We start from the raw sequence: 17,091 nt of genomic DNA on the forward strand, positions 1-17,091 counted from the left end.
GTTCATTTGGTTACACCCCTATTTGCCGTTATAATAGTTTAGTATCTGTGTATTGCCTAATTTCATTACTTTCAGGAGGATTTCCGGATGAGAACCGAAAATCAGATTAAATCCAAAATTAACGAGATGACACTCCAGCGCAGATCCTTGGAGTCGCGAATCGCTCCCTTGAAGGAAGACGATCCGGGGCGTACGGGTCTAACGTCACAGCTTGCCCGGCTGGATGATATGATCATGATGCTGGAATGGGTGCTGAACGAGCCAGTCGGCAAATATCACGCCTGACGGCCTAAGAATCAATCCAGGCTCTTGCCGTAGCAGAGACAAGCCGGATCATCCGAATATATACCGAACCGGTCAATCGGGCGGTAGCCGTGTTTCAAGTAAAGCGCTATCGCTTCCGGCTGCTCGCTGCCCGTCTCCAGCCTCATTTCGCGGAATCCGCCCTCGCGTGCCCGGTCTTCCAGGTATCTCAGCATCCCGGCGGCAATTCCCAGCTTGCGGCAGCTCCGGTCCACGAAGAACCTCTTCAGCTCGGCCGCTGACGGTTCCGCGCCTTCCAGCGGCCGGATTCCTCCGCAGCCAACCGCTTCACCTTCGCGCCGTGCGATAACAAAGGTTATTCTACGGACATCGGGATGATCGAAATCGACCCCGTAAATCCGCTCCTTCGGATATCTTTCCATAAGCTCCTCGTCAAGCCTGGCGACCAAACGCCGCAGGTTAGAATCGCCGGAGTCCACAATTACATATTCCACTTCGGTGTTAACCACTTCCATCTTCCTTTCCGCCGTCACTTTAACGGAATTAGCCATGCCGATTAATCTTAACACGTCAAGCTCCGGGCGAAAATGCCCCTTACGCCAAACGACGATTTTTTTCTGCAAAAAAAGTGCTTTTTTGACCATCCGCACGATCCCTATACTATAAAATGTTAGTTTGAGATAATCAAAATAACAGTTGAATCTTTCACTGCCATGTCTCATAATGTAGTTATCCAAACTGCTTTACATTTAATCTGGAACTCAGAGGAGGATACAGAAAATGAAATTTTTCTTGGACACCGGAAATATTGATGAAATAAAGCGGATTACACGCCTTGGCTTGGTGGACGGCGTTACGACAAATCCATCACTCATCGCCAAGGAAGGCAGACTGTTTAAAGACGTTATCAAAGAAATTGTTGAAATCGTTCCCGGACCTGTCAGCGCCGAGGTTATTGGTCTGAAAGCAGCGGAAATGCTTGAAGAAGCTTACGAAATCGCCAAATGGGGCTCCAATGTCGTGATCAAGCTGCCGATGACGGAAGATGGTCTGGAAGCCTGCTATGAGCTCACGAAGAAGGGCATCAAAACGAACGTGACTCTGATCTTCTCCGCAGCCCAGGGTCTTATGGCCGCCAAGGCGGGCGCTACCTTTATCAGCCCGTTCGTTGGCCGTCTGGACGACATCGGTGTGGACGGCATGAAGCTGATTAAAGACCTGAAGACCATCCTTTCCAACTACGGTCTTTCCTCTGAAATCATTGCCGCCAGCATCAGAAATATCGCTCACGTTGAGCAGGCAGCTCTCGCCGGAGCGCATATCGCCACGATTCCGGGTTCGCTGCTGCCTTCTCTGTGGAAGCATCCGCTGACCGACAATGGCATCGAGCGTTTCCTGAAAGACTGGGAAAAGGTTCCCCAGGTTGCCAAGCAGCAGCAATAAGTTCTGACCGCACTCCAAAAAGCTCTTGCCCGGACCGCCGGGCAAGAGCTTTTTTTCGTCGGGTTCGTAATTTACCGTTCCTGAAGGTTAGACCGGGGACCGGTTCTTATGCCCGAAGGCGGCCTTCGGAACGGCAGGATCGGCCTTGTAACGGGAGAGCTTCTCTCCCTTTTCCCCTTCCCCTTTGCTCGGCTTGATCGCGAATAAGGTTAACAGCCCTCCTGCAGCTCCGACTGCCGCCATCGTGCCGAACAGAATCCAGTGACCGGCATTCATCAGCAGGGATACTGACGGCGGCCCTAAAGACACCCCGATAAATCGCATGCTGCTGTACAGGGAAGTTATGGTGCCGCGGTTCTCTTTTTCAATGCTTTCGGTAATCAGCGCATCCAGGCAGGGAAGTGCGGCGCCGATGCCGATTCCGGCAAGTCCAAGAAATCCCACCATGTAGTAAATCCCCTTATAAAAGCCTGTGATTACCATGGATGCCGTGAGCAGCGCCATACCTCCAAATCCGATCCATTTCATCAAGTTTTTGTTTTTGCCGATTATTTTACCGGCTCCGTAGGAGGACAGGCACAGCAGCGCGAGCGGAACAGCCAGCACGAGACCTTTCAAGACGCCGCGCAGGCGGTACACCGATTCAAGCGTCTCCGACAGGTAGAAGAGAACGCCGAAGGTGACGAACATGCAGATGCAGCCTACGGCGAATATGGCGTAAAGCCAGCGGCCTTTTTCATGCAGCACGCTCCGGATGCCCGCGAGAAACTGCGGAACAGTGGAGGTTTCGCTTTCTTTTAACTTCGGACTTTTGACCAAAAATAGGACCAGGAGAAAGGACATCAGACAGAGCGCAGGAATAGCGATAAACGGCAGGAACCATAGCAGCGTCCCCAGAAACGCGCCGAGAATCGGACTGAGCACTTTGCCGAAGGTGTTGGAGGTTTCAATCAGTCCGAGCCCTTTGCTTACCTCCTCTTCATCCTTGAACATATCACCGACAAAAGGCAGCACGATGGGAAATGCCCCCGCCGCTCCGATCCCCTGCAATAAACGCCCTCCCAGAATCACCCAGTACGCGGAGATCCCTCCCATTAACCATGCGGCGACCGCAGACACGCCTCCGCCCAGAGCGGCGATGATCAGGCTGGGAAGAATAACGGCTTTGCGTCCGAACCGGTCGGAAAGATATCCGGCAACGGGAATCATAATAATCGCGACGACGCCGTATACCGTTATGATCATGCTGACCTGAAAAGAACTGATCGACAGCTTTCGGGATATTTGAGGAAGCACAGGCAACAGCATCGAATTTCCAAGCGTCATAATCAGGGGGATAGACGCCAGCGCCAGCAGATCCCATTTTTTATCTTTCATCTACGGACCACCTTTGCTATTGGTTCATAACATTCTTTATTGTGGTTCGTTCCGCCCCGATTATTCAAGAATAGCCTTATTAAAACAGCTTGCCCAGAAGCCCCGGTCTATTGGGCATGAGTACCGGTATTCAGCGCTTTGACGGGTATGAACCGGCTCGGTTTCCCGAGGTGAAAAATATGCAGGATATGCATCGCCCGTGTACAGGCCGTGTAGAACAGCTTCCGTTCGCTCTCTTTGCCATAGCTTTCCTCGGAGCCGTCGCAGATGATTACCGCGTCGAACTCAACGCCTTTTGCCAAATAAGCAGGCAGAACCAGCGTTCCTTTTTGAAAATTCGGCGTATCCTTTGTCACGAGCTGTATCGACAGCTTATCTTTAAGGCCGTCATATATCCGGGAGCTTTCCTCAGCCGTCTTGCAGATCACCGCAACGTAATGATAGCCTTTGGAATGCAAATCCCGAATATCCTCTTCCACCCGGGAGATCAACTCATCGCGGCCTGATACTTCCCTTAACAAAGGTTCTTCCCCTCTGCGGTTGAATGGAATAATCCGGTCGCCGCCAGGAATCATCGAACGGGTAAACTCCACAATTTCATAGGTGGAACGGTAGCTTTGCGTCAGGGACACCACTTCCGTATATTCCTCCCCGTAAATGCTAACCAGCCCCGCCAGCTCGCCGAGCGCCTCTCCCTGGGCATAGATCGCCTGGTTGAGATCGCCAAGCACAGTCATTTTGGCTCTTGGGAACATGCGCCGCATAAATTCCAGCTGAAACGGCGAATAATCCTGCACCTCATCCACGAACACATGACGTATGACGGTATTGGTATGGAATCCCTGACTGAGCTCCTTTAAATAAAGAAACGGTGTGGCGTCCTCGTACGAAAGATTGCCCTCCGCCAGCGCATTCATCGTCTGCCTGCTTACAGTGTTCCAACTCTCCGGAAGCGCGGTGCCGCCGTTCAGGCTTTCGAGCAGTTCCCTGTCCTGAAACAGCCGGGAGTAAAGCCCTTTGGCGTCGACAAAACGGCCGCGCTTGACCCAACCCCGCAGCGGCTTGAGACGCTGGCTGACCACGTAGCGGGCGAGCATTTCTTTTTCCAAGTCAAAATCGTCGAATGTCTCCTCCTTGCCCCGCTGCTTGCGCCTCATCATCCGATATGCGCGGTGGTATTCAGCGGAGTCCAGCAGCTCGATCTGATCCTCCACCCAGGCCGCACTCCGCTCCTCGGTGCTGAACAGGGCGATCTTCTTCAGGAGCCAGCCGGTCATAAGGTCGATCCGGTTCGCCAGCCTGATGGAAGGGTCGTAGCTGTAGAACTTCCTTTCCATTTCATCTTTGCCCACGATAGCCCGGCCCTGGAACATAAGCGGCTTGAAGAGCATCCCTTCCCGCTCCAGCCTGAACGCATAGCTGCAGATGGCATCAAGAAACGCAACCGAAGATTTATAGGCGATTCCGTCCCTCCGGGCGTCCGTCTCGGGACCTTCCGGGCTGTTCAGCAGCGTTTCCGTCTGGGTGAATACGTCCTCCAGTTGAAATTCTTGGCCCAGGCGGTGCTCCAGATACATCTGGAATGTCGTCTGCTGCATATTGTCCTCGCCCAGCTCGGGAAGAACGGTGGACACATAGCTGTTAAAGAGCGGATTGGGCGAGAACAGCAGGACTTGGTCAGCCTGAAGGGTGTCGCGGTATTTGTACAGCAGATAGGCGACCCGCTGGAGCGCTGCCGATGTCTTGCCGCTGCCGGCCGCCCCCTGGACAATAAGCATTCGGCTGCGATCGTTGCGGATAATGGCGTTCTGTTCCTTCTGAATGGTGGCCACAATATTCTTCATCCGGTCGTCTGCGCTGTGGCTCAGCACCTGCTGAAGCAGCTCGTCTCCGATCGTCATGCCGGTATCGAACAATACCTCTATCTTTCCGTCCTGGATGACGAACTGGCGCTTCAGGCTCATTTCTCCGCTTACAGTCCCTGCCGGGGTCTCGAACGAGGCCGTTCCCGGCGCGCCGTCATAATAGAGGCTTGATATCGGCGCGCGCCAGTCATAGATAAGAAAAGTGCCGTCGTCTTCCATAAGGGAGCCAATACCCAGATAAATGCGTTCCGTCTCCCCTTCCGGCGCCTCGGCGAAATCGATCCGTCCGAAGTAAGGAGACACGACAAGCTTTTTATATTTTTTCAGCGCTTTGCTGGATTGCAAATGATGACGTTCGCGCTCCGACAAGACTTGAGCCTGCTGCCGCAGACTTGTGGAGGTTTCTCCAAGATCGTCGGGGCTGCTGAAGTTGACAGTTACCTCTTCCCAGAAATCCTTGCGAAGCTCAACCACATCGCTGCGATGCAGTCCCAGCTCCTCGGAGAGGGCCCGGATATGACGCTTCAGAAGTCCGGTAACGCGGTCTACCCGATTCTGTTCTTCTTTCCATTCGGTTTCGTTAATGGACACTGCAACTCATCCCCTTTTATAGGTTGACACCACATATAAAGCATGTTATAATCGGTAGGAATATCTATGTAAAATAACTCTTGCTTTATATGGCATTTTTCCATTTTAACAATTTTCACTGTTCTAATCAAGTTATTGTACTACAGCATATTCTCATATATAAGCCAAGTGATCCGGTTCCCGAGAGGAACCGGATTTTTATTTAGCATAGTATAAGCTGCTCTCGCAGGGTCACAGCTTGTCTTTTTCCTCAGAGCCCCGGTTAATTTGATCCGCAACCCTGTCGAGGCGTTCCAGCTGATAACCGTAATCATAGACCGCGCCTGCGACAACCGCCAGCCGAAGACGGCTTGGGTTACCGTGTTCATAGCCCTGAACCACCGACTCCAGAAAGCTGTCATTATCATCTCCAAGCGGCCCCGTCTCCGAAATGCCCGGTTTGATCTTATCCTGGAACTTCAGCAGAATATGCTCATGGTATTTGATCAGCAGCTCCAGATGCCGGTCGAACACGGCGTTGGTCTCCTGGCTGCGCTCCGCTTGAAAGTAATGCCGGTCAATCGCATCCAGCACTTCGTAGCCTTTTTGCAAGGATGAAAGCAAATTTTTATAAACCACCATTTGTCTGGTCTCGCTGTATTTGGGCTTTCGCAGCTTTTTTTGTTCTTCTTCAAAGAGGGCGTACTTGTCAGCCAGTGAGCGGATAGAGCCTTCAAGGGAGTTCTTCTCGTCCCGGAACACGCTTTCTTTCATTTCATGGGAAACGGCGGTCCGCAGCAGCAGGGATAGACTGGAAAAGACACTTTCGATCTGATTGATATATTGCTTTCGCGGCTTCGGCGGAAAAACCAAAATGTTAATGAAGAAAGCGGACACAATCCCCGTCATCAGCATCAAAAAACGGTTAAGCGCAAACTGCCACTGCCCGGATGCATCCATCACGGATATGACAGTGACAAGGGTCAGCCCGATAGTGTCCGCCCGGTTCATCTTCATGCTGAGCATAATGACCAGAATGCAGACAATCCCCACCGCAATGGGCTGATTGGACAACAGCATGCCGCCGAGCAGCGCCATAACCGCCCCGATCGTACTGGTCTGAACCTGGTCAAGAAAATGCCGCCAGGATCTGTAGATCGACGGCTGCAATGCGAATATGGCCGCTATACCCGCACCTGTTGGCGAGGGGAACTTCAGCAGCGTGGCCAGATATAGGGCAAGTGTTACCGCAAGCCCCGTTTTAAGTACGCGGGCGCCAAAATTCACGGCCCATCCCTCCTATTGTTCCTTGTATCAGCTTGTGCAAACGTGATCTTCTTATTATTACCCATTGAGGGAAGAAGCGCGCAAAGCCTCGAACCAAGCGATGGACAGCATCAGCCAGGCGCAGCTTGCGGCGTATCCGCCGATTACATCGCTTGGATAATGCACGCCGAGGTAAATCCGGCTCCAGCCGATCGCAGCCGTCATGAGGAAGCAGGCGGCAACCAGCAGAACCCTGGCGGCAGAAGAATGCAAATGGCGCCATAACAGAAAGGTCAGCGCGCCGTACACGGAGAAGGCGGCCATCGAATGGCCGCTTGGGAAGCTGAAGCCGGGCTCCTCGATAATCCGGTGGATGTTCGGCCGCTCCCTGTGAATAGAGTCTTTTAGTATCGTGTTGAGCATATTTGAAGTTACACCTACCCACAGAAACAGCAGCAGCTCCAATCGGTGCTTAAAAAACAGAAACAGGGCAGCCATAATAACGAGCGACAGGCCGATGACGATCTTGGACGACCCGACCAGGGACAGCGTCTTGGCTGCAGACGTAAGCGCAGGCGATTCGGCGGACTGGACGAAATGAATAATCCGCTCATCAAACGCTGCCGTGTAATTATATGCGACCAGAACGGCAATCAGCCCGAAGATGACCGCAAACAGCAGGAAAAGCTTGAAACCCCTGGACCAATGCCAAGAAATCATTCTCTATTGCCTCCTGAGTACATATTACGAATAGATGCCGTTTCCAGAGGATACCTTCTCCATGCTATACTTGGTAAAGTAGTCAACTATAAAAAGATGGAGTGCTGCCAAAGTGGAAATTCAAAAGCTGCAGGAACGCTTGCTGAGCCAGTTCGTTCAGACAAAGGTTCCGCTAACAATCTTTACGACGAACGGAGTAAAAATCCAGGGCATTTTGACCGCTTATGACGCTTACACATTAACCTTGCAGGGTCAAAATGACGGTCGACAGAATGTGCTGTTCAAATCTGCCGTATCCACGATTGTGCCGTTAAGGCCGGTATCACTAAGGTAATGCTGCTTGCGTGCCATTTTGCTTTCTTCTGCCGTCTCCTACTGTTTCAGCAGAAAACGCCGGTCTTAGCAGCCCGGCGTTTTTCTCCGCTGTTCTTATCCGCTGCCCATCATTAGCAGATTTCCTAGAACAAAGCCGGTTTAATGCAGACAGGCTTGGATACCTCCGCCTCATTTCCGGTAAACGTCAGCCTCCCGCTTTCATTGTCCCGTGCAAAGACGACCAGATTATTGGCGTCCCGGTTGGCAACGATGAGGTAGCCGCCGTCCGGCGTCAGTGTAAAATGGCGCGGATGGCCGCCGCGGGTGGACACATGCTCAACCAAGTCAAGCTCTGCCGTTGCCGGGTTGACCGCAAATACGACAATGCTGTCATGCCCGCGATTCGATCCGTACAGGTACCGCCCGTCGGGAGACAGCGCGATTTCCGCACACGTATTTTCCAGGGCGAAGTCTTTCGGAAGTGTAGGCACGGTGAGAACCGTTCTAAGCGTGCCGCTTCCGGCTTCATATGTAAAGGAAGTAATTGTTGAATCCACTTCATTAATAACATACGCGGAATGTCCGTCCGGATGAAAGGCAAAGTGACGGGGACCAGCTCCCGGGTGAAGCTTGGTGTCCCCGTGGGGTTCAAGCGTTCCCTTCTCATAGTTAATCGTGTAAGCCCTGATCACGTCCAGCCCCAAGTCGCAGACAAACAGAAACCGTTCATCCGGGCTGAATGTCGCCGAATGCGGATGAGGCCGGTCCTGCCGTTCCGGATGGGGACCATGGCCCGTATGGACGGCGCTACTGGTCAGCCGCACCGTATGTCCTTCGCCGTCAAGGGAGACCAGCCCAATGTTTCCGCCATGATAGCTTGTGACGATGAGATACCGGTTGCCAGCATCCCGGTTAATATGGCAGGTGCTTGTCTGCTTCTTTCCTTCAGCGGGCATCGTTCCTGTCCGGCTGATCTCCGTCAGCACCCCGGACGCCGGGTCGATTGCATATGCAGCCACTTCCCCTTCCTTTACTCCTTCCTCGTTCTGCTTGTCGCCAATGGCATACAGGAGATGTCCCTGCGCATTAACATTGACGAATGTCGGGTTCGCAATCCCGTTCACTTCGTCAAGCAATGTCAGGGCGCCTCCGCTTGGGTCAAACTGAAATACATGAATACCGCTCTCCCCGGCCCCGGAATAAGATCCTGTGAACAGCAGCAGCTTGGATGATTCGGTCATATTATTATTCCTCCTCTTTGCTTTAGCTTGCTTTTTATAATTTACATTTTTTCTTTGTCCATGACAAATCGTATGGGTATAATTACAACAATTATTTTAAAAATAAACCTTCTCAGCAAAAGAAGCTCATGTTATAATGGAAGCGCTAACATCATGTTTAAAGGGGGAACAGGAATGAACAGCATTCTACTGGAAGCCGGAAACGTATATGAGGACTTCGAGGTGGAGACGAACGTTCTGTTCTTTAAGGTCGGCAATCATGACCTGGTCATCTTTCACGGCAGAAACTATAATATTAAAAAGAGAATGTCTGCCGAGCAGCTCGACGGGCTGCTAAAATCTTCGAGCTATTTTCATGTTCAGGGAGGCGTTTATGTCAACCTGAGCAAGATCAGTTCCATCGAGGACGACTGCATTTATTTCGGGGAAAAAGGCGGTTACGCCAAGCGGGTACGCATCCCTAAAAGAAAGCAGGAGTCCATCCGCCAGCTTCTTGGCGGCATGGTTTCTTGAAGCAGCTGCCGCATTTAACCTCTTGAAGCCGGAAAATCATGGGAAACCGTGATTTTCCGGCTTTTTTGGCTTAATTAAGGCTTTCTTAAAAAGAAAATCCGTTTTTTTATGTCATCTTAAGGTTTGGAGGGCAGAATTCTGGTAAAGTTGTATGAAGACAGGCAACACCTATAACTGAAGGGAGTCATTGTTACAATGGATGAGAAGAATTTGAACGAGAGAGAGCACCAGGATATCCCCACGAAATCGGAGGAAGCCGCAGTCAATAATACTGAACAGGAAATCCCTGTTATGGACAAGATTGGCGAACCGCCGGCGAACGCACCGGCCCAATCCAAGGGCGGCAAAGGCTGGATGATCGCCTCGATCGTGCTGGCGGCCGCGCTTGTTGTTGTATTGATTTATCCGACGTTCCAGAAGGCAGACGGTGAAGCTGCAGTCGCTACCGTAAACGGCCAAGATATTACCAAGAACGAGTTGTACGACAAGCTGGTGCAAGCCGGCGGCGAGTCGACGCTGCAATCCATGATTACCCAGGAGCTTGTTGATCAGGAAGCCGCGAAAGCCAAGATTACCGTTACCGATGCCGATATTAATAATGAAATCGAAGACCTCAAGAAGCAGTTCGGCGGCGAGGAAGGCCTGAATTCCGCACTTTCTCAAAGCGGTATGACGATAGACGATCTCAAGGAGCAGCTGCCGCTTCAGGTTAAGGTACGCAAGCTGCTTGAGCCAAAAATCACAATTACCGATAAAGATATCCAAACCTACTACAATGAAAACAAAGCCTCGCTCGGTTCGGAAGAACAGGTTCGCGCTTCCCATATTCTAGTTAAGACGAAAGAAGAAGCCGACGCGATCGAGAAGCAGCTCAAAGCGGGCGGAGACTTCGCAGCATTGGCCAAAGAGAAGTCGGGAGATCCCGGCTCCAAGGACAAAGGCGGCGACCTTGGTTTCTTCAAGCGCAGCGATATGGTTGCCGAATTCTCGAATGCAGCCTTCAAAATGAAGGCCGGTGAAGTAAGCGCGCCTGTCAAGAGTGAATATGGCTACCACATCATCAAAGTAACGGACCACAAGGACGCTGTTACACCAACTTTGGAGAATTCGAAGGAAGAAATCCGTAAAACGCTGATTTCCCAGAAAGTCAACGAAATGTCCGGCACCTGGATGCAGACTTTGACCTCGGGAGCGAAAATTACGAACACGCTGGCCGACGCTAAGAAGGCGGAAGCCTCTGCAGCGCCGGAAGCCTCCGCTAAGCCGGAAGCAAGCGCCGCTGCTCAATAATAAGCAAGCCTGGACCTAAAAGGACAAGCGATTCGTCGCCTGTCCTTTTTTGCGAATTTTACTTAAAGATCCTAAGCGAGACGGCTTAATCAATGCTGCTCCTTCCGGATTCTCTTGCCGCAATGCTCGCCCCACTCTTGGCCTGCACGGTGGCAATCGAAATCGCCCGGTCTTATTTAAATACCCTTACACGGTCTTCAACAGGCTGGAACTCTTTCTCGCCAGGAGCGGTCACGATGCCGCCGAAAGGCATTTGAGCAATCAGTTTCCATTTTGCCGGGAGCTCCCATGTCGACTTCACTTCTTCGTCGATCAGCGGGTTGTAGTGCTGCAGGGAAGCGCCTACGCCGGCTTCTGCCAGAGCGGTCCATACGACATGCTGGAGCATACCGGAAGACTGGTTGGACCAAATAGGGAAATTATCTGCATACGCAGCAAAGTTTGCTTGCAGCTTCTCTACGACGGTCTGATCTTCAAAAAAGAGAACCGTACCTGCTCCGGCTTTGAATGCAGCCATTTTTTGGGCAGTACCTTCAAATTGCTCAGTGGGCACGATTTGGCGCCCTCTCTTGAGATTATTCTGAACCGCGAGCAGCGTTAAACCCTGTTGCATGTACCGCCGGGGCTGCTTCCTCCCCAAAATCAAAAGCCCTGCCGCTTCGACGCATACTGCGTTAAGGAAGCGGCAGGGCTTATTCAGTACAGATATGAAAGTCTAATCGCGCGTAATATAAATCAGGCCTTCGTCGTCCACTTTCACCTGGGCATGAAGTGCCTCGGCTATGCTGCGCAGCGGCACATAGCCTCTGCCGTATTGGTCAAAATACACCGGCTGTGGCAGTTTGACTTTCGCACCGTCTATAACGGCATCCTTCGAGCCTGCTCTCAGGACGATCGTCGTTCCATAAATATCGTCGGTAACTGTGATCCGCTGGGTTGCCGCGTCCCATTCCACCTGGGCATCCAGCTCAGCGGCCAAATAACGAAGGGGGATCATCGCCGTCGTCCCTTTAACAACAGCATCGGAATAATCCGTTTCCGGGTCAATCACAACCGATTTTTTAGTAATGCCAAGATCGTCCTTAAGCACACGGCAAACTGTTGAATCCGCAGCAAAATTGCGCAGAACCACGCCCGGTGTAAGCTCCGTCTCCATAACGTTCAAGGCGCCCTCCGTTGCGATCGGGTCCGCCTTGACCGGACCGTTAATGTTCCATACCTGGGTTTCCGTCTTGAAGGAAATGCTCCGGATTGGAATACCTACGTCATTCGGCAGTGCCACGTTCAGACTCAGGTTCTGCTTGCGGACGTGCAGGGCGCTGTCAATGAACAGATCAACCTGAAGCTTCGTATCCTTGCTAAGAACGGTCTTAATTTCGGGGGCCGATTCATACAGCTTGTCGAGCTGCTTGTCATACACCAGAAGAGCCGTATCGACCGCCAGCTTGGCCGCATCATGAAGGACGGTAACGACCTCCGCTTTATTTTCTATCGGAACGTCACCCAGCCCAATGCTGCTCAGCATATCCGTTGTCGACTCCTGCTTCAGCACCGGCAGCAAATAATCGTACAGACCGCTGATCAGTTCGGTAAAGCCCTCCGTATCCTTTGACACGGATTTCAGGAAAGCTTTTAACAGTCCAGGCAGTTCTTCTCCCGTTACTTCGGCATGCACCTTCATCAGGTTCAAAGACTCGCCATACACAGCTTCGTTAACAGGGGTTACGCTGATTGCGGATGGATTGGGAAGATTCTTAATTACAAACTGGCTCATCAGCTTGCTGAGACCTTCCGCCTTCTCTACATCAAGTCCAGCCGCCGAAAGTTCCTGATTATAAGCCTCCATCGGGAAATAGAAAGGTTTCTTGGCTCCTTCAACGTTCAAGGCGAGCACCGTCTTGCTCATGTAAAAAGTAAATGGAATGCTGGCCTGCTTATAGCCAAGTGTCCCGCTGGCAGAAATGTCTCCGCCTTCTTGAAGCTTCAAATGACTTACGTTTAATGTGAAGGAATTGATAAGATCGATGATTTTCTGATCTTCGGCGCTGATTCCCGGTGCCGGGACCGCGTTCAGAGAGAATGACACGCTCTCCTCCGCTGATTTTACGTCGAGATTGCCCAGCAGCGCCTTATTTAAATCCAGGCCGCCTACCGTTTGACATCCCGCAAGCACAAGCAGCAGCGCCAAGATTGGCAGCAGCCACTTCGCTCTTTTTTTCACATTTCTCATTGAATCCCTCTTCTCTCTTTTGATTTAGACATGCAAAATTATTATCTCAGGTGAGGGATATTCTGTAAATGGATAGGGCATGCCGATTTTACATACTTTTACATAACGAAAATACTTCTCCAGTCCATTTCCGGCAATTCGCCATAATATAATAGCCGGATGATGGCAAGCACAGCCAGGTGCCCCGGGTAAAATGACCACCAAACCCAGCGCGGAACGCGCCGCTTTCGCAGTTGCTCCCAAAGCTCGGGACCGTAAGCGGCCGTAATAGAACATATAAACTGCATTCAGGGTCAAGTGCGCAAGCACGAGCCCGTACGAACGGGCATAGCGGAAGATCAGCACCAGAAGCAGCCCGTACGCATTATAATCAAGCGGAAAATAGTCCATTACCCAAAGGATCGGAGCTGCAACCCCAATGCCCATCCACAGCTTGGGCAGCTTATCCAGCGCAATTAGCACGAGTTCGGAAAGGAGCAGCGTAAAGACGACATTCAGTCCTCCCGGATCAAGGGCCAAATTGTACGGAATTTGCGTGATCAGCGCGATAATGAGCAGCCGCAGCAAGTATCGGGACTTGGAGGAGGTATAGAGATGCCCCTGGACAAGCGCATAACAATAGATGGGGAACGCAATTCTTCCGATATATCGCCACCCAAGATCCTGGGGAAAAAAGATATATCCGATATGATCAATCAGCATGGTAAGCATGGCAATAAGCTGCATTTAGGTCCTCCAATCAAGTCTGCGCTAAATCCGGTATAGAGTTCTCCATTATCCCAATCTTCTTACATACAGTCTCGCGGTTTCTTCCCAATACTCGCCCGGCTGCAGACTGAACAAGCCGATTTCTTCGCCCGGCAGCTGCACATTCGGCGCATTGACCAGATTAATCTGCGGCTCGGGGCAGAAAAAGCCCTCCGTCGCCCCGTTGTTCCAGATCATCCACTGCTTGTAGGATGTGCCCACATCATACACCAGAGTCACACCGAGTCTGGTATCGGTAAGTTCCATCCGGTTGCGCCCATTTTGCGGGACGGCTGTATAATGATTGTCCAGCGGAGCAAAGAACGGGTATACACCTTCTTCCCGAAGCTCTGTCTCTTCAGGTGTCAGAGGCTGATAATTCCCCGTTGGAAGCATCCGCTCATTAAGCTCCCACCGCTTACCGATCGTTAGCTTCACGCGGTAATCGCTTGCGGCACTTTCCCGGGCAAACGGAGCGTTGACCGCCGTATGAAAAGCCAGCAGGCAGGGCATCGTCTCATCCCCGTCATTGCGAATCAGAACCTGTTGGGACAGTCCCGCTTCCGACAGGCCGTAACGCAGCTTAACGGTGTATTGATGCGGCAAATATTTGTAAGATGGATGATTCTCGTCCACTTTTACCGCTATGGTAACATAGCTCTCGTTCTTCCCGGCCCCAAAGTCTTCCACCTGCCAAGCCGCTGTATGTAAAAAACCGTGCAGGTGGTTGCCTGTAGCTTCCTCGTTAATCGGCAGACGATATACTTGTCCGTTCCAAGGAAATTTTCCGTCCTCGTAGCGGTTCGGCGGGAACAGCACGGGTATCCCGTACACTCCAGGGCTTTCTTTAAAAGCATCCATACCTTCCGTTCCCGGTTCGCGCAGGAACCGATAACCGCTCTGCGTATCACGGAACGCAATCAAGTTGCCGCCGAATGCCGGCAGCACCGCCGCTTCATAACGCCCGGCTCTGAGCCACACCGCATCTTCTCCCTCAAATTGTCCTTCGTATGCCTCTATATCCACTAGATCACCCCGGTTTCTAAATAATGTAATTGCTTCACTAATGATAGATTACCATATTTCTATTCCGTGTGTATCTCGTACTTACAACTGCTCCACTTCAACGTTCAAGATATACTCAATATCCTTTAAATCATAATAGATTTCGGTGCAAAAATCGCGGTCGGGTGCGGACAGCACCATATCGATCATTTGTCTCCCGTCATCCAGGTCCTTGATTCTCATCCGCCGGACCATTCTTTCACGGAATTTCCTTTTAGTCTTGCCTTTACTATATCCTACCCGATTTTCGATTTTATTGATGACTTCAGCTATGGCCTCATCGCTCGCCATAGTAATCTTAACGGAAATGTCGTGATTGTTAAGCGACTGCGGACCGACGGTGCGGATAAGCCAAGGAACCGCATTGACTGCAAAAATGAGCAGCACGACGGCAATTCCCGCTTCGATATAGAAGCCTGCACCCACTGTGATGCCGATTCCCGACGCCGTCCATATCAGCGCCGCCGATGTCAGGCCGGAGATGGCATCGCCGCCTCTGCGCAGGATAACGCCCGCACCCAGAAAGCCGATGCCGCTTACGATTTGCGCCGCCAGCCGCATTGGGTCCATATTAGGATGATCCGGACCCGAGAATTTTTCAAAGGCTTGGATGGATACGATTGTAACAAGACAGCTGGCGATGCTGATGACCATACTGGTCCGAATGCCAAGCGGTTTCTGCTTTAGTTGCCGGTCGATTCCAATGAATAGACCAAACAGCATAGCAATGAGCAGTTTGATCATGGATACAATATGCTCATCCATCGTCCGACCTCCTTTCAAGGGTATAAGTTACATTATTGGGCAACATGCTGTTACTAACAATGTAATGAAAGCAAAAGACCCCACTGGCGTGGAGCCTATATTCTTCGTGATTGTAGCATCATAGATTTAGAAGGTGAGAGCTGTTGTAATACTTATGCTTGCCCGCTTCTGCATAGAATTCAATACATAATAAGCTATAAAAAAGGATGCATGTACCGATAATCCGGAGCAAGCATCCGAGTTGCAGCGAAGCTTGCTGCTTAGCCCAGCACGATTCGGTCGTCCGCCAGCTTGTGTCCGCTGATGGTCTCGAATTCGCCTAGAAGACGTTCTACCGTCAAGTCCTTTTTACGCTTCTCGTCGATATCAAGGATAATCTGTCCTTTGTCCATCATAATAAGCCGATTGCCCAGCCGGATGGCCTGCTCCATATTATGGGTTACCATCAGAGTAGTCAGCTTCATCTCCCGAACGATGGATTCGGTCAGCTGCGTAATCAGATCCGCTCTGGCTGGATCAAGGGCAGCCGTATGCTCGTCCAGCAGCAAGATTTGCGGCTTCGTAAAGGTGGCCATCAGCAGGCTGAGCGCCTGTCTTTCTCCTCCCGACAAAAGACCCACCTTCGCCCGCAGACGATTCTCCAGGCCGATGCCAAGCCGCTGAAGCTCTTCGCGGAACAACGTCCGCTTCGAGGATGTTACGCCGATGGACAGACCTCTGCTCTTGCCGCGCTTGTAAGCCATTGCCAGATTCTCTTCGATGGTCATATGGGGAGACGTACCGGCCATCGGATCTTGAAAGACCCGCCCGATCCAGCGGCTGCGCTGATGCTCGGCCAAATGACTGATCGAGCTTCCTTCGATGAGGACCTCGCCGAGATCCGGCTTCATGACACCGGAAATAATATTCATCAGCGTCGACTTCCCGGCTCCGTTGCTGCCGATGATCGTTACGAAATCACCCGGATTCAGGTCCAGGCCGATACCGAGCAGCGCAATTTTCTCGTCCGGCGTACCCGGATTGAACAGCTTGGATACATTATCGAGCCTTAGCATCAGCAGCCCCCCCTCTCTTGCCCTTCAAGGCTTGCTCGGCCAGCTCAGCCGTACGCTTGCGGGCGTTGTTCTTTTGCTTGAGGAAGCGCTGCACCGATGGGAACACCAAGGCTATTATTACGATAATGGCCGTTATTAATCTAAGGTCGGAGGCGTCAAGCCATTCCACCCTCAGCGCAAGTGCGACAACAATCCGGTACACAATCGAGCCAAGCACAACCGCCAGCGTCGCGCGGAACACGCTGCGCGAGCCAAAGATTGCTTCGCCGATAATAACGGAGGCGAGGCCGATAACGATCATCCCGATGCCCATTGAGGAATCGGCAAAGGCCTGGTACTGGGCAATGAGCGCTCCAGAGAGCGCC

16 protein-coding genes and 2 pseudogenes are annotated in these 17,091 nt (G+C 51.7%); 5 read left to right on the top strand and 13 right to left on the bottom strand.

Going from position 1 to position 17,091, the window contains the following annotated elements; genetic code table 11:
* The first annotated feature begins 87 nt into the window (after positions 1-87).
* Positions 88-285: a hypothetical protein gene (locus L691_RS0113360; RefSeq protein ID WP_025691013.1), complete on the top strand. Its 198-nt coding sequence runs from the start codon at positions 88-90 to the stop codon at positions 283-285.
* An 11-nt stretch (positions 286-296) separates the two neighbouring features.
* Here the strand turns inward: L691_RS0113360 and L691_RS28810 are convergent, their stop codons facing one another.
* Positions 297-908 carry a GNAT family N-acetyltransferase gene (locus tag L691_RS28810; RefSeq protein ID WP_025691014.1) on the bottom strand — a complete coding sequence of 204 codons (612 nt, stop codon included), beginning with the start codon at positions 906-908 and terminating at the stop codon, positions 297-299.
* Between the two features lie 136 nt (positions 909-1,044).
* On the opposite strand from L691_RS28810, the gene fsa reads away from it, so the two are divergent.
* Positions 1,045-1,707, top strand: coding sequence for a fructose-6-phosphate aldolase (gene fsa, locus L691_RS0113370; protein WP_025691015.1), 663 nt, complete (start codon positions 1,045-1,047; stop codon positions 1,705-1,707).
* Positions 1,708-1,794: 87 nt separating this feature from the next.
* Here the strand turns inward: fsa and L691_RS0113375 are convergent, their stop codons facing one another.
* The 4 genes from L691_RS0113375 to L691_RS0113390 all read right to left on the bottom strand — a co-directional run bounded on the left by L691_RS0113375 (position 1,795) and on the right by L691_RS0113390 (position 7,505).
* Positions 1,795-3,084 carry an MFS transporter gene (locus L691_RS0113375; protein WP_025691016.1) on the bottom strand — a complete coding sequence of 430 codons (1,290 nt, stop codon included), beginning with the start codon at positions 3,082-3,084 and terminating at the stop codon, positions 1,795-1,797.
* A gap of 107 nt (positions 3,085-3,191) precedes the next feature.
* Complete coding sequence (gene helD / locus L691_RS0113380) at positions 3,192-5,540, bottom strand: RNA polymerase recycling motor HelD (protein WP_025691017.1); 2,349 nt, start codon at positions 5,538-5,540, stop codon at positions 3,192-3,194.
* Positions 5,541-5,771: 231 nt separating this feature from the next.
* Positions 5,772-6,806 carry an FUSC family protein gene (locus L691_RS0113385; RefSeq protein WP_025691018.1) on the bottom strand — a complete coding sequence of 345 codons (1,035 nt, stop codon included), beginning with the start codon at positions 6,804-6,806 and terminating at the stop codon, positions 5,772-5,774.
* A gap of 57 nt (positions 6,807-6,863) precedes the next feature.
* Positions 6,864-7,505 (bottom strand): phosphatase PAP2 family protein, encoded by a 642-nt coding sequence (locus L691_RS0113390; RefSeq protein ID WP_025691019.1) that lies wholly within the window; start codon positions 7,503-7,505, stop codon positions 6,864-6,866.
* Positions 7,506-7,617: 112 nt separating this feature from the next.
* Here L691_RS0113390 and L691_RS0113395 point away from each other — a divergent pair, with 112 nt between their 5' ends.
* Complete coding sequence (locus L691_RS0113395) at positions 7,618-7,839, top strand: RNA chaperone Hfq (protein ID WP_025691020.1); 222 nt, start codon at positions 7,618-7,620, stop codon at positions 7,837-7,839.
* Positions 7,840-7,963: 124 nt separating this feature from the next.
* Here the strand turns inward: L691_RS0113395 and L691_RS0113400 are convergent, their stop codons facing one another.
* Positions 7,964-9,061, bottom strand: coding sequence for a lactonase family protein (locus tag L691_RS0113400; protein ID WP_025691021.1), 1,098 nt, complete (start codon positions 9,059-9,061; stop codon positions 7,964-7,966).
* Positions 9,062-9,235: 174 nt separating this feature from the next.
* Here L691_RS0113400 and L691_RS0113405 point away from each other — a divergent pair, with 174 nt between their 5' ends.
* Positions 9,236-9,574: a hypothetical protein gene (locus L691_RS0113405; protein WP_025691022.1), complete on the top strand. Its 339-nt coding sequence runs from the start codon at positions 9,236-9,238 to the stop codon at positions 9,572-9,574.
* 195 nt (positions 9,575-9,769) lie between these two features.
* Entirely contained in the window at positions 9,770-10,864 is a 1,095-nt protein-coding gene (locus tag L691_RS28815) for a peptidylprolyl isomerase (protein WP_025691023.1), read from the top strand.
* A gap of 172 nt (positions 10,865-11,036) precedes the next feature.
* On the opposite strand, the pseudogene L691_RS0113415 reads toward L691_RS28815, so the two are convergent.
* The 7 genes and pseudogenes from L691_RS0113415 to L691_RS32820 form a co-directional block, all read right to left on the bottom strand.
* Positions 11,037-11,426: pseudogene (locus L691_RS0113415) on the bottom strand (nitroreductase family protein); the annotation flags it as partial.
* Positions 11,427-11,579: 153 nt separating this feature from the next.
* Positions 11,580-13,094: a copper amine oxidase N-terminal domain-containing protein gene (locus L691_RS0113420; RefSeq protein ID WP_025691025.1), complete on the bottom strand. Its 1,515-nt coding sequence runs from the start codon at positions 13,092-13,094 to the stop codon at positions 11,580-11,582.
* Positions 13,095-13,118: 24 nt separating this feature from the next.
* Positions 13,119-13,820, bottom strand: a complete 702-nt coding sequence (locus L691_RS28820) for a TraX family protein (RefSeq protein WP_232229179.1) — start codon at positions 13,818-13,820, stop codon at positions 13,119-13,121.
* Positions 13,821-13,868: 48 nt separating this feature from the next.
* Complete coding sequence (locus L691_RS0113430) at positions 13,869-14,867, bottom strand: aldose 1-epimerase (RefSeq protein ID WP_025691026.1); 999 nt, start codon at positions 14,865-14,867, stop codon at positions 13,869-13,871.
* An 81-nt stretch (positions 14,868-14,948) separates the two neighbouring features.
* Positions 14,949-15,671: an MgtC/SapB family protein gene (locus tag L691_RS0113435; protein ID WP_025691027.1), complete on the bottom strand. Its 723-nt coding sequence runs from the start codon at positions 15,669-15,671 to the stop codon at positions 14,949-14,951.
* Positions 15,672-15,931: 260 nt separating this feature from the next.
* Positions 15,932-16,726 (bottom strand): ABC transporter ATP-binding protein, encoded by a 795-nt coding sequence (locus L691_RS0113440; protein WP_025691028.1) that lies wholly within the window; start codon positions 16,724-16,726, stop codon positions 15,932-15,934.
* Positions 16,710-17,091, bottom strand: a pseudogene (locus L691_RS32820) (ABC transporter permease); the annotation flags it as partial. The gene L691_RS0113440 and the pseudogene L691_RS32820, both read right to left, overlap by 17 nt.

It is taken from the genome of Paenibacillus zanthoxyli JH29 (assembly GCF_000520715.1).
Lineage (GTDB): Bacteria > Bacillota > Bacilli > Paenibacillales > Paenibacillaceae > Paenibacillus_AQ > Paenibacillus_AQ zanthoxyli.

Excerpts from the sequence above, each read along its gene's own strand:
- L691_RS0113405 (WP_025691022.1), top strand. The coding sequence starts at position 9,236 with ATGAACAGCATTCTACTGGAAGCCGGAAACGTATATGAGGACTTCGAG.
- L691_RS0113375 (WP_025691016.1), bottom strand. The coding sequence starts at position 3,084 with ATGAAAGATAAAAAATGGGATCTGCTGGCGCTGGCGTCTATCCCCCTG.
- L691_RS28810 (WP_025691014.1), bottom strand. The coding sequence starts at position 908 with ATGGTCAAAAAAGCACTTTTTTTGCAGAAAAAAATCGTCGTTTGGCGT.
- L691_RS0113420 (WP_025691025.1), bottom strand. The coding sequence starts at position 13,094 with ATGAGAAATGTGAAAAAAAGAGCGAAGTGGCTGCTGCCAATCTTGGCG.
- L691_RS28820 (WP_232229179.1), bottom strand. The coding sequence starts at position 13,820 with ATGCAGCTTATTGCCATGCTTACCATGCTGATTGATCATATCGGATAT.
- L691_RS0113360 (WP_025691013.1), top strand. The coding sequence starts at position 88 with ATGAGAACCGAAAATCAGATTAAATCCAAAATTAACGAGATGACACTC.
- L691_RS0113440 (WP_025691028.1), bottom strand. The coding sequence starts at position 16,726 with ATGCTAAGGCTCGATAATGTATCCAAGCTGTTCAATCCGGGTACGCCG.
- L691_RS0113435 (WP_025691027.1), bottom strand. The coding sequence starts at position 15,671 with ATGGATGAGCATATTGTATCCATGATCAAACTGCTCATTGCTATGCTG.
- L691_RS28815 (WP_025691023.1), top strand. The coding sequence starts at position 9,770 with ATGGATGAGAAGAATTTGAACGAGAGAGAGCACCAGGATATCCCCACG.
- L691_RS0113390 (WP_025691019.1), bottom strand. The coding sequence starts at position 7,505 with ATGATTTCTTGGCATTGGTCCAGGGGTTTCAAGCTTTTCCTGCTGTTT.
- L691_RS0113400 (WP_025691021.1), bottom strand. The coding sequence starts at position 9,061 with ATGACCGAATCATCCAAGCTGCTGCTGTTCACAGGATCTTATTCCGGG.
- fsa (WP_025691015.1), top strand. The coding sequence starts at position 1,045 with ATGAAATTTTTCTTGGACACCGGAAATATTGATGAAATAAAGCGGATT.